The following is an 11360-nucleotide window of genomic DNA, read 5'->3' as shown; positions in this document are numbered from 1 at the left end:
ATCTCTATTACAGAACAAGCCGCTAAAGAACAAGCCGCTAGAGAACAAGCCGCTAAAGAACAAGCCGCTAGAGAACAAGTCGCTAGAGAACAAGCCGCTAGAGAACAAGTCGCTAGAGAACAAGCCGCTAGAGAACAAGCCGCTAGAGAACAAGCCGCTAGAGAACAAGCTGCTAGAGAACAAAACATTTCTATAATAAACAATAAATTTAATGATGTTGAATCTTTATTAAAAATTAATAAAACATACCTAACTGAAGAATTAAAACAAACAAATGTAGTCTTGCATTTATCTTGTCTGGTTTTTTATAATCTCTTCAATTATAATAACGAGAAAATAAATCTCCTTTCAAATTATCCTGTGGATAGGTATTCAGAGATCGACAATTTTTGTAAAACAGACTTAAAAATAAACAATGAACAAGAAATACAAGTAATACAGAGTTTATACAATTTCATTTTTTTAATTTCTTTGGAAACCAAAAAAATGACTATCAGCGCATATGCTGAATATTATTGTCAACAAATTCTAGAATACGATTTAAATCTAAAATATTTTAAAAACTCAGAAATAAATGAAAACAAATACACATATTTAAAAGATTTCAGATCCCCACTTACATTTTATATCATATATAATATTATTCAAGATACTGATACAATTCATTCAATTTCAAATATATTAAAAGAAGAATGTAATAAAACATTAAAAATAAGCATGGTATCCTCAGAACCACTTTACTCTAAATTCAGAAATTTTGTAAATCTAAAAGGCCCGAAATTTAAAGAATACACACATCCACGTAATTCTAGAGAGGCTCTAGATAATATATACTTTCATATTGAAGAATATATTGCAAATTATTTCAGAACATACTTTCATTTAAATATATATATGCAAAACAAATTTCATCTTAATATCCAAGACATTCTTTTTAATCAAAAAACTTGTCTTTGAAAGATGACCTTCGCGGCCGGCGTTGGGTGGAAACCTTGACAGTCTTGGTCGGAGCGGCCCGAAGCGCACGTTCCCATGCATCAAAATCCGGGTTGATGACCTTCACGGCCGCCCGTGCGTAATTCCGGCAGTCAAGAGCCTCGTTTCTTTCATGTCCGGGAAGTTTTACCCATTTCATCACATTTCCCTCTACCACTTCCACTTCTGATAATAACCCGGTAAAATAGGTCATGTCGTACCCTCTCGACTCGTCGGGAAAGTGCATGTAATTCGGCCCCGGTTCCTGCACTTGGACGGCGGACATAATCGCAGACTTGCCGGCGTTCACACCGAGATTATAAAGAATGTAGGTGTTATTCTTATTGCCCGCAATTGGTACACGGTTCGGAGGTGTGATAAAGGGCCGCCCATGAGTACCCCACCCTTTCACGGCAAAGACATTGGCCTTTTGCCTTTCCTTGCATCTCCGCGCAATTTCATTTGTGAACTTACCGTCGCCGGAGTCGGCAAAAGTCATGACAACCCGCAAAGCCCTTCCGTTGGCAAACTTGTAGGGCCGGGAAATGAGACTGTCCAACTGTTTCCACACATCATCGGAATCCGGAGATCCGGGAATATATCCGGACTGTACCCCCCAGCTCTCATAATAGTGTCCCCAGCCGACAATTTCATATTGGGCATATTTATGCTGGAAGTCCACGCCGCAAGTCAAAATCAGAGGGCCGCAACCAGGTTCCCCCGGCAAGTCTGCATTCTCTGGGTACTTCTCGGCCCGTTTCAGCAATTCAGTTTCATCAGCAACGGTATTCCTCTCTTCCCACAAATCACCCACGTCGGTATTCTTCCACACTTTAAGCCGTTCCGGATCTTTCTTGGCCTTGCAAAAATTCTGGATGATATCTTTCCACGGGCGCCAAGGTGAAGCAAAGCCTCCGAGCCAGAATGACCGGCAACGGTTATTCCGAATGGCATCGGGATTCTCCGCTTCCCAGCGGGAATCTGATTTTTTGACCTCCTGTTCTTCGCTGACTTCCCCGCATCCGGGGCATTTCCATCCAGTAACGTCAACATACCATGATTCCTTTCCTGCTATCCGTTTCGGTTTGGCCTTGAACTGGATATCATCAAAGCGCACCTCATGATATTCTCCGCACCGAGGGCAGCGCGTCTTCCACCGTTCGCGTGTGCCCTGCGTATAGAGGAATTCAATTTGAGACGCCCCTTTGATGGTGGGAGTAGAAACGGCAACGCGCTTTCGGTTGTAAAAGGTATTCTGACGGCGTTTTGCCAATTCCCAGGGATCCCCGTCTCTGCCGGCGCTTATTGCAAAGCGGTCAAGCTCGTCACCGATGACGTAGCGCACCGGCTGGGAAGACAAATCGCTCGCACTATTGGAACCAACGAGGGTCAGCATACCTCCCGGAAAGGACTTTTGCAAAACGGTGGAAGTTGCTCCCCGCCCCTTCTTCTCCACGTCACGCACTTTATCACGAATCTTATCACATGCTTTCAGCATGGGAGCCACGCGGAGACGGGAAAACGACATGGCATCTTCCTTTCTCGGTTGGACGTATAGAATGGTTCCAGGGTCCTGGTCAATAATGTAGGCAATGATATTCAATTCCAATTCCGACTTCCCCACCTGGGAAGGAGCCACAAAAACGATTTCCTCGATGTTCGGATCTGAAAAGGCACGCATCGGTTCCCGCATGTAGGGGGTGCGGTCCGTCCTCCATTGACCGGCTTCTGCAGATAATCCACCAGCCAGACGGCGGTACTTGTCCGCCCACTGGTCAACGGAGAGGTCCTCCGGGGGCAGCCACAGACTCACCGCTTCATTGTATAGATCTGCAAGATGTCTTTTCTCCCGGGAATTCATGATTCTTCCTCTTCTTCGTCTCCGTTGGACATCTGGTCCCCGTCTTCTTTCATGAGGTCTGAAAATCGTGAGGGGTCATACGTATGGGCGGCCAGCTCTTCAAATACCCCGAAAATGGCTTTTCGCAGAATAATCGCCGCTTCATTCGGTGAGGCCCCGGCGCAATCCACCGCACAGCGCCCAGGAATAGCCATGAAGGCAGCCTTCGTCTCCTGGACCATTCCATTCATGAGAGTGCGAACATGTTCGGCCTTGTGAACTTCGCCACGCAATAGGGCCAGCTTGATTTCCTCAATCCGCGCCTTGGCCTTCTTGCAGCGGACTTCCGCTTCAAGGCGCTGCCGTTCCAGAGAGGAAGTCTCTTGGCGATTCTGTAGGTACTTGATGTAGGAAACGAGGGATGCTCCGAACACATATCGTTTTCCCATGGGTGTGTCCTCGGTCACAAACGCCCCGTCCGCTCGCAATGCCTGAACACGGCGGACGGAAAGGTCAAGAAGCTTGGCAAGCTTCTCAGCCGTAATGTAACCCTTCCCGGCTTCTTCGGATTTAGTGGCCTCTTCTTTCATGCTCTTTTGTAGCGGTTTCATGCCGTTTCAACAGCATTTCATGCTTTTTCCCCTCTCTTACGAAAATCGACGCATGGGGGGTGAACCAAACGACGAAAAAAAAATTGAAAAATGCGCCTTATTTGGGGTGGAGCCCAGCGCATGGAGCAACGCTGCCGGACAGTACCTTGGCCCCTCGACTGCCGCACCTTGACCATTCCGATTCCCATCACCGCATCAATCTGTTGAAATGATGGTAAAACCGGCTCTCCAAATCTCGATTGAGCTTGGGCATCCATATAGCCTGGGCCTTCTTGTTTGTAATGGCCTGAGGAACGGATGTGGATGCATGAATCATTGGGCGGTTACTCTTGCCAACCACGAATGCCCGATTCCTGCCATCCACGACAAATACCCTGTTCCCGTTTTTCCCCTTGATGACTGCTGGCTTTCCCCTGAACGTTTCCACCATCACTTTGTAGGGCTTGGGTACTCTACGCCGTACTCCGTTCTTACGGACCGTTATCTTTGTCCGGGGCCGTCTCTTGGGGGTAGTCTTCCACTCTGCATGCTTCTTACCTTTGAACACTACAGCAAAGGAGGCAATCGTCGTTCCTTGGAAACTGGTGCGGACATGGGCCTTCCCAGCATTTCGCCCTCTCCCTGTGTAATCGTAAGCGTAAGCCGAACATGACGCCACTTCACTCTTTTTGATTCTGTACACGCTGGCAGTAGCAGCGGAGACGGCGCCGGGAACACGACGTTTCATGTCTCTTACCGTCAGATTATCCACTTGGCGCGCTCTTTCATCCAGCATATCAAGCTGGTTCAATAAATCGCTGGCATCTATCTTGATTTCCATTATTTGGTAACGGTATAGAGTTTGGCAATCAGGGATTCCCCTTTCGGAGTCAACCTGTAATTGACATGATGCCGGCCATCTTCTTTGCGTGTGATAAAGCCATTTCTCAACAGAGAGCGGATGGATCCGAAGAATGATCCTTCATTGACCGGCACGTCTGACAGAATAGCCTTTCTGGTCCCACACCCCTTCTGAATGGCGACGAGAATGAGAATATCCAGCAAAGGGGTTTTCTGCCCGGGCCTGATGGACCAAACGTTTTTCAGCAATCCAAATCCAAAATCCAATGCTCTCATGTTATCTCTCTCCTTCCAAACGGTTCATGATAAGCTCCACCAGCCCCCTATGCTGGTTATGGCGATATTCCCCCGGGTACTCCATGTTGAACTCGATTTCCAGAGCTTCCCTTACTTTGTCATCGTCAAGCTTACGCGGACGTTTGGCTATTGCATAAATCTGAGATGCAGACCTTACACCAATGATTTCCACGTCGTAAAAGTATTCCTCAAGCAACTTCCTCAAGGTGGCGTGGGTGTGGAAATGCTGAATGGTCCATACCCCGGCCCGGAAGGTGGCAGAGAAGTTTTCTTTATCAAGAAATTCAATGTTCCGGCTTGGGGCGTTCGTGTATTTGTAGTCTAAAGCCTTATCCAGAAACCCTTTATTGCGCGTGCCGAGTATCAACATGCCATTCTTGGAAGCCAAGGCATTACAAGCAGTCAAGACGTAATGCTCAAACTTGGAATTGACGACTGAATTAAGAACACTATCCAAAACAACCAGATTAAATAGTCCGGATCTGGCAATGTCTCGTTCAATGAGGCGTATTTGACGGACTACTTCACGAACATCAAGCTTTTCCTCCCTCTGGAAGTGTGGCTCATAAGGTAAAATGTGATATCCCTTTCCTGCCAAAATCTGAGCATACGCACAACGGCCCGCCCCAAAATCAATAATCCGCATGTCCTTCCGTAACCTGGGGATCACATATCGTTCATATGTTGTAGACTTGAGGTCACGTTTCCCCCCTCCGTTGAGACGGTGCATCTGGCACAGAAGCTGGTTGTAGGACTTTACGCCCAGGGAATCGTAGTAATACTGTCCGTATTCAATCCCCAGCAGTTCAAGCATGTCCTGTTCGTCCTCATCACGGATCACGTAGCAAATGACCTCACGTTTCAGTTGCTTGGAGGCAACGGCATAGTCACTATTCAGCAGCACATCCCCCCGTGTATTGCACACGATGGAACCCCATTCCCCATACTTCATGATAAGGCGGCCCATCTCAAAGACGATGGTCGCATTATCATTTTTTTCGTAGGAAAGATGGTCTGGCTGTACAATATGGTATTGTCCTGCAGAAAGGTTTCCGCACACGCGAGCTTTGCTCTTATTGGTTTCTACGCTGTTGTGGAACAGGTTGAACCTGATTTCGTCAACCTGGGTAATACCGTTGATTCTGACCGCGGGACAATGCGTCATGCCCAGGGCTATCATGGCACGTGTACGCTGGTGTCCGGCAGTCAAAATACCGTTATCTCCATTCACAATGACAGGTTTGATGACTCCGAATCTCCGGATACTCTCTTGCAATTTCAGGAATTTATCTTCGGCCAGTTTCCGGGGGTTGTAATCAGCCGGAGTCAAGGCCGCAATAGGATAGCGTTCAATGAACTCAATTCGCATACCGTTTGTCTCCCTTGTTCAACAATTCTGTGAATATCCCCATCACATTACCGTTATCATTGAGGTAACGATCATAGAATTCCTTGAAGCGTCTGGCCTCTTCTTCGCTCAAGATAATTTTGATTGTTCCAAACTTGACAAAGTTCTGAGATGTGGAACCGGCTTCATCACGCTCAAGGTTCAAATCTTCTGGAATGTCCTCTGGGATCTCATTTAACATATCATCAATTTCACGGTCGGAAAAACCGGTCAACGTAAGAGGGAATTCACCTGATTCAGACATTTGCCGTATGAGAAGCTTCAAGGCATCTTCATCCAAATCTGCCAGTTCGGCGATATGGTTATCGGCAATCAAATCGGCCCGTTCATGTTCCGGCGTTTCGTAGTGCTGTATCTCTACAGGCACTTCTTCCAATCCGGCCAGTTTGGCCGCCGCCAAGCGGCCATGCCCCTTGACGATCATGCCGGAAAGGTCAGAAATAGTAATAGGAGCTCTCCATCCGGCCAGCCTGATAACTTCAGCCAGTCGTTCAATCTGCGTATCTGGATGACGGTTCGGATTATCCGGATTTTCCTTCAAGTCAGCTACTTTCCGTATTTCATCGTAGCGACAGAATACCGGCACTCCTGATAAAATAACCCGGGCCTTTTCTTCAACATCAAGACGTTTCATACTGATGTTGAAAGGAAACTGCCTATAGAGCGCAATCAAAAAATTATTAAGGGTCACATTTTGAATAAATATGACGAATTTTGAAGAAAATGCTTGTTGTCAATTATCATGTTAAACATACTTTCAATGCCGGATGTGAAATTCCGACATCAACACAAAACACGACTAAACAATGAACAACGAATACATCTGGATTGCGACAAGCAACAACGGCAACAGTTCAACCTCCGCGGCATCTTCCATTGAAAATGCTATTGCAGCGGCACGAGATAACTGCGTAGGGAAGGGAGAATGGATTGAAACAATCATCATTGCCGACTCAAACAAGGAAACGGTCCGGGCCTTTAAACGCGCCAGCAAAGAAAGTGAATGGCTTGACTGCCTGAATAGTGACACTCCCACAAAGGAGGTTCAGCAGGCCCATGCCAAATGATGTGCAATGACGGCTCCCGGCAGCAAACTGCCCCCGGAAGCCGCCACACACAAAACGGCGACTAAACCGTTCTACGGAGTAGTTACCCCAAGCATTCCACGAAGTCAAGAGAAACGCCGTCCTTTTTACGGGACGGCGTTTCATTATCCTTCTGACAACCTTTCGTCACATTTCCTTTGTATTTCAGATAAACTAATATCTCTCTTACGGTCAGGAGGGGCCTTACGTGTGAAAAAAGATCCGTTTGAGGCTCTAAATCCCCCCTTGGACATTGCCTGATCAACCTTCTTCTTTAATGCAGGGTCACGCCGTGTGTAATAGGCAAGGTTTTCTGCCGTGAGCCCCGCAGAGAGACAGGCATCTTGCTTGGATCTTCCTTGCTCCATGTAAAATAGAGCCATGTTAATTCGTTCTTTTACAAAGTTTTGATTCCTTCTCATTTGCTGGCGGTAGGGTAGTTCGGTTCTTCTTCGTATTTTGTAAGCTCTGCAGTCCATCTAAACTGAATACGGCCCAGCCGTCCGAAGCGGTTTTTCCCGACGATCCACTGCGCTTCCGTGGGGGCGTGTTTGTCCGGGTTGTACATCCAGGGGCGGTGAATCATGATGATCTGATCCGCGTCCTGTTCAATGGAGCCGGAGTCTCGCAGGTCGGAAACCAGTGGCTTTCCCTGGGACTTGCCTTGACGCTTTTCCACGTCTCGGTTGAGCTGGGCCAGCACCAGGACGGGAATATTGAGTTCTTTTGCCATAGCCTTTAGGCCGGCCGAGATTTCCGAAACCTCCCGTTCCCGGCTCCCGCGGGCCTGCTGGGATGTGGACCTGACAAGCTGCAAGTAGTCTACCCCGATGCACTTGACGCCATGTTCCCGGACCATGCGGCGCCCTCGTGCCATGATTTTGTCAATCGTGAGGGCGCTTTCATCATCAATGTGCAACGGGGCATCCGTAATTTTCCGCACGGCAGCCTTGAAATACTGCTGCTGTCCGGTGGTCATGGGCTTTCCGCGGCGGATGTCATCGGAGTTGATGCCAGCCATGCCGTAAAGGATGCGTTCCAAAAGCTGTGCCTGGGGCATTTCCAGGCTGAACATCCCCACGGGGGTTCCGGCAATACAGATGTTGGTCAGGATGTTGACCAGGGCGGCGGTTTTACCAACGCCGGGCCTGGCGGCAATAACGATCATGGCCCCGTCCTGCAGCCCGTCCAGGGTCAAGTCCACGCGGCGGAACCCCGAAGAGATCCCTTTGATGGCGCCGGGGTTCTTCATCCGCCATTGCAGGTTTTCAATGATGGTTTCAACCGCCCCGCGGATGGTCTCGGTTTGCTTAACGCCACATTGGTCCCGAAGTGAAGACATGCTGCGTTCAGCTTCATCCAAGGCATCTTCCGCGCTTTTGAATTGGTCACTGGCGCATTCCGCTATCCGGGACGCAAAAGAGAGCAGAGCGCGCTTTTTTGTGGCTTCTGTGACCATTTCCAGGGCGGCGCCGGTTTTGTAACGGGCAAGAGCTCCATAGGTGGCAATCTCTACCACCCCGGCATGCCCTCCTACAGCGTCAAGCAGGTCTTGAGCCTCTAAGTGGGCAATAACATTCAGGGCATCTACAGTACCGCCTGTCTTGGCAATAGTTTCCAAGGCGGCCCAAATCCGTTGATGAACAGGATCACAAAATGTTTGGCGGGTGATGCCCTTGTCCCGGAGGTCCGTAAAGGTCTGGGTGCCGTCCATTGCTTGGGAAAGCACCAGTTTTTCAGCGTCAATAAGCGTTTGAGAGTCGATCATGTTTTGAAATAGGTTGATTGTTAAAGTTCTTCAAGGCTCGAATAGGGGTCTTTGTCTGCTCCCGGTTGTGCTGGATGATTGACGGCATAGCTGGTCGCGAAGCTCACCGCGTCGGACTGCCATTTGGTCACGGGGATGCCGTTCCGAGTCCAGTTCACGGCGTCACGGCTTCCCCAGTAGGCCGTGGCGCAGTCCGGTATCTGGTCGGAAGTCAAACGCACACGCCCCGAGAAGACCGCGGCCCGCAAATGGGCCTTGACTTCCTCCACGGTACACGGTGGGGGAAGAGAGGGTGATAAATTCTTCTCTTCTCTTCTCTGGTCCGCATTTTGTCCGCATTTTGTCTGCTTCATTTGCGGACGTTTGTCCGCATCATCGTTACAATTCATTCTTTCTAAGCGTTTTCTTTCTGCTTCCATTGCGCGGCGTTTCGCGGATTGGCCGTTGTGCCGTCCAAAGTTGGGGAACTCAAGAGAGGCAGCGCGTCCCTTGAGCCAGCCCACCTGGCGAAGCGCATCGGCGAACCCGATCAGGTCCGCAATGTCGTCAATGTCCTCTTCCGAGATGTCCATCCCGGAACCCGTGAAAGAATGAGAATCCGCCCAGGACCATACGGAAACAAGGCGTCCCACAATGTCGAAACGTGATAAACGGAGAGCGCGGGCCATGCGACGCACTTCTGGCTTATCATGCAGCTCTTTTTCAACTTTTATCCAGTCTCCGGCCATAATCAAAAAAGCGTCAGTTGGGGGTTGTAGTTCATCTCATGTCCTCGTCGCCGTGTTCCATGTAATAACGTACACTCAATTCTTTGGCTAAAGCTATTGCATGCCCTCGAACTACAGCTATTGGGGATAAATGAATAAGCCAGTCAGAACTTTTGTCGCAGTTCATGATAACGGCGGCGGTGTCATCAGATGTCATGATGGTAAAGGTGGGGAACTTTGATCCATCGGGTTTTACTATTTCATCCTCGATGACTTCGTAAGGATGGATGGCTCCTACAACCCTCTCTAGTTCACGGTCTCTCTTGTGATAAAGAGCCCAGGCTTGTCTTCTGGTGAGTTTCATGCTTCCTCCTTTCTTCTTCGGGGTTTGTAATGGCTACATGCAGGGCATGCTCCACCCGTCCAGAATCCCAGGACATACGGGCAGCCCTTCCATTTGGATTTACGGGTATATCGGATGATATGGGCGCAATGTCTACGCATCCACCATCTCACCATGTAATCCAGAGATCGTTTAATTAGGTTCATGCTTCCTCCTTTCCGTCCGCCATATCTACCCCAAAAGCCTCGGCGTATTTCTTGGCTTCTTTCGGGTTTTGCAGATAGCCCAGCAAAAACCGCAAGGCATTTTCCACGGTGGCTTTCTGCATTTGGAGATTGTTGTAAAGTTGCTGAACCGCGGCGCCCTTGGTGTTGCCGTAGGCAATAAGACCCCAGTCATCATACAAGGTGCACAACTCTGCGATCAAATCCACAGTACCCACAAAAGCGGAATACTGCGGTTTGCACCACGAGGACCGATACGTTCCGATGCGGTGCTTGTTGGCCTTGGCCCAGGCATCCACTTCTGGAGTCAATCCCACAGCGTAGGGTTTCCGTGCAAGGTCACGGGGAGGAAGGTCAAAAAGGTATTTCATCATTCCTCCTCCTTTCCGTCGTCTGAATCCTCCCACATGACGCCACAGGCGCACATGGTATGCTTGTTTTCTAGGGTGAGGCGGGAAAGCTTTCCTGCCTTGTAGTCCCGTATCAGGTCAAACAAGGTGTATTTGCCCGTCTGGTCAAAGATGGTGCGGCCATAGCGGCGGCGGAAGCGGCTTTCAAACCGCGCGGCCTTGGCAAACACGTCCGGCTTTTTGATGTACAAATTGACGTAGTGCCCTTTTCCAGCCATTAGGCAAGCGTCATTGCAGTTGGCATGTCCAAAGCCCAGCTTGTAGGCTTTCGGCGGCTCTACACCTAAAGACCGCAGTTCCCGCTCAATTTCGCAGTGGAAATGATAGGGCTTTTCCAATAAGGGGAAGTAATAACGTTTCTGTGGGAATCGCTTCTTCATCCGGTCCGCGCGCTCCACTTCTTCGTGGCTAAATCCAATTACAATATGAGTGTCCGGCGTAGCGTGTTCCGTCATCCACTTGTTGAGCGGATTACGCTTGAGGGCGGATGAACATTCCGGGGCGTTGAAGTCCGGCAGGAATCCGGAATTCATAGCGACGTCATAGGGAGTAATTAGACGACCCCCGGCCCAATCAGGAAGCGCACGCACAATATGCAGCGGCACTCCTAAAAGGGCTGCTCCCTGGACTATGAAGCGGTAATTGTCCGCGGCCTCATTACCGGTATCGGCATAGAGCAGGACCGTATGATTCTGTCCAAATTTTTTGACAGCCAGTTGAGCAGCTTTCCAGGAGAGCAAGCCCCCGGAGTAGTTGCAAATCGCCAGGAGTTCCCGGCCAAAGAATTCAGTCTGGTACATCATTCCCCCTCCTTTCTCGGCTCCCAGTTGACCAGTGCGCCGACTTTCGCGC

12 protein-coding genes are annotated in these 11360 nt (G+C 49.2%); 2 read left to right on the top strand and 10 right to left on the bottom strand.

What is annotated here, in order from left to right:
• Positions 1 to 957, top strand: a 957-nt coding sequence (locus LIO64_RS03275) for a hypothetical protein (RefSeq protein ID WP_290548024.1), incomplete at its 5' end; no start/stop codon positions are given.
• Here the strand turns inward: LIO64_RS03275 and LIO64_RS03270 are convergent.
• The 5 genes from LIO64_RS03270 to LIO64_RS03250 all read right to left on the bottom strand — a co-directional run bounded on the left by LIO64_RS03270 (position 935) and on the right by LIO64_RS03250 (position 6605).
• A complete protein-coding gene (locus LIO64_RS03270; RefSeq protein ID WP_290548023.1) occupies positions 935 to 2836 on the bottom strand; it encodes a terminase gpA endonuclease subunit in 1902 nt (633 codons plus the stop codon). The genes LIO64_RS03275 and LIO64_RS03270 overlap by 23 nt on opposite strands.
• A complete protein-coding gene (locus tag LIO64_RS03265; protein ID WP_102727710.1) occupies positions 2833 to 3426 on the bottom strand; it encodes a hypothetical protein in 594 nt (197 codons plus the stop codon). The genes LIO64_RS03270 and LIO64_RS03265 overlap by 4 nt, the downstream gene beginning before the upstream one ends.
• A 187-nt stretch (positions 3427 to 3613) precedes the next feature.
• Positions 3614 to 4246 (bottom strand): hypothetical protein, encoded by a 633-nt coding sequence (locus tag LIO64_RS03260; RefSeq protein WP_290548022.1) that lies wholly within the window; start codon positions 4244 to 4246, stop codon positions 3614 to 3616.
• Positions 4247 to 4543: 297 nt separating this feature from the next.
• A complete protein-coding gene (locus LIO64_RS03255) occupies positions 4544 to 5932 on the bottom strand; it encodes a ParB N-terminal domain-containing protein (RefSeq protein WP_290548021.1) in 1389 nt (462 codons plus the stop codon).
• Positions 5922 to 6605 (bottom strand): ParB/Srx family N-terminal domain-containing protein, encoded by a 684-nt coding sequence (locus LIO64_RS03250; protein ID WP_290548020.1) that lies wholly within the window; start codon positions 6603 to 6605, stop codon positions 5922 to 5924. The genes LIO64_RS03255 and LIO64_RS03250 overlap by 11 nt, the downstream gene beginning before the upstream one ends.
• A 172-nt stretch (positions 6606 to 6777) precedes the next feature.
• On the opposite strand from LIO64_RS03250, the gene LIO64_RS03245 reads away from it, so the two are divergent.
• Positions 6778 to 7038 carry a hypothetical protein gene (locus LIO64_RS03245; protein WP_290548019.1) on the top strand — a complete coding sequence of 87 codons (261 nt, stop codon included), beginning with the start codon at positions 6778 to 6780 and terminating at the stop codon, positions 7036 to 7038.
• A gap of 436 nt (positions 7039 to 7474) precedes the next feature.
• Here LIO64_RS03245 and LIO64_RS03240 read toward each other — a convergent pair whose 3' ends face one another.
• From LIO64_RS03240 to LIO64_RS03220, 5 genes are all read right to left on the bottom strand, one after another.
• A complete protein-coding gene (locus LIO64_RS03240; RefSeq protein ID WP_290548018.1) occupies positions 7475 to 8824 on the bottom strand; it encodes a replicative DNA helicase in 1350 nt (449 codons plus the stop codon).
• A gap of 20 nt (positions 8825 to 8844) precedes the next feature.
• Positions 8845 to 9552 (bottom strand): hypothetical protein, encoded by a 708-nt coding sequence (locus LIO64_RS03235; RefSeq protein WP_290548017.1) that lies wholly within the window; start codon positions 9550 to 9552, stop codon positions 8845 to 8847.
• Positions 9553 to 9583: 31 nt separating this feature from the next.
• Positions 9584 to 9895, bottom strand: a complete 312-nt coding sequence (locus LIO64_RS03230; protein WP_290548016.1) for a hypothetical protein — start codon at positions 9893 to 9895, stop codon at positions 9584 to 9586.
• Between the two features lie 181 nt (positions 9896 to 10076).
• Complete coding sequence (locus tag LIO64_RS03225) at positions 10077 to 10472, bottom strand: hypothetical protein (RefSeq protein ID WP_290548015.1); 396 nt, start codon at positions 10470 to 10472, stop codon at positions 10077 to 10079.
• Entirely contained in the window at positions 10469 to 11041 is a 573-nt protein-coding gene (locus tag LIO64_RS03220) for a hypothetical protein (RefSeq protein ID WP_290548014.1), read from the bottom strand. The genes LIO64_RS03225 and LIO64_RS03220 overlap by 4 nt, the downstream gene beginning before the upstream one ends.
• Positions 11042 to 11360: the final 319 nt, after the last annotated feature.

Origin of the sequence: Akkermansia sp., assembly GCF_020860705.1 — a bacterium.
GTDB lineage: Bacteria > Verrucomicrobiota > Verrucomicrobiia > Verrucomicrobiales > Akkermansiaceae > Akkermansia.
The sequence above is the reverse complement of the archived record's forward strand: the minus strand, read 5'-3'. Positions and strand labels throughout refer to the sequence as shown.

Excerpts from the sequence above, each read along its gene's own strand:
- LIO64_RS03270 (WP_290548023.1), bottom strand. The coding sequence starts at position 2,836 with ATGAATTCCCGGGAGAAAAGACATCTTGCAGATCTATACAATGAAGCG.
- LIO64_RS03265 (WP_102727710.1), bottom strand. The coding sequence starts at position 3,426 with ATGAAACCGCTACAAAAGAGCATGAAAGAAGAGGCCACTAAATCCGAA.
- LIO64_RS03260 (WP_290548022.1), bottom strand. The coding sequence starts at position 4,246 with ATGGAAATCAAGATAGATGCCAGCGATTTATTGAACCAGCTTGATATG.
- LIO64_RS03255 (WP_290548021.1), bottom strand. The coding sequence starts at position 5,932 with ATGCGAATTGAGTTCATTGAACGCTATCCTATTGCGGCCTTGACTCCG.
- LIO64_RS03250 (WP_290548020.1), bottom strand. The coding sequence starts at position 6,605 with ATGAAACGTCTTGATGTTGAAGAAAAGGCCCGGGTTATTTTATCAGGA.
- LIO64_RS03245 (WP_290548019.1), top strand. The coding sequence starts at position 6,778 with ATGAACAACGAATACATCTGGATTGCGACAAGCAACAACGGCAACAGT.
- LIO64_RS03240 (WP_290548018.1), bottom strand. The coding sequence starts at position 8,824 with ATGATCGACTCTCAAACGCTTATTGACGCTGAAAAACTGGTGCTTTCC.
- LIO64_RS03235 (WP_290548017.1), bottom strand. The coding sequence starts at position 9,552 with ATGGCCGGAGACTGGATAAAAGTTGAAAAAGAGCTGCATGATAAGCCA.
- LIO64_RS03230 (WP_290548016.1), bottom strand. The coding sequence starts at position 9,895 with ATGAAACTCACCAGAAGACAAGCCTGGGCTCTTTATCACAAGAGAGAC.
- LIO64_RS03225 (WP_290548015.1), bottom strand. The coding sequence starts at position 10,472 with ATGATGAAATACCTTTTTGACCTTCCTCCCCGTGACCTTGCACGGAAA.
- LIO64_RS03220 (WP_290548014.1), bottom strand. The coding sequence starts at position 11,041 with ATGAATTCCGGATTCCTGCCGGACTTCAACGCCCCGGAATGTTCATCC.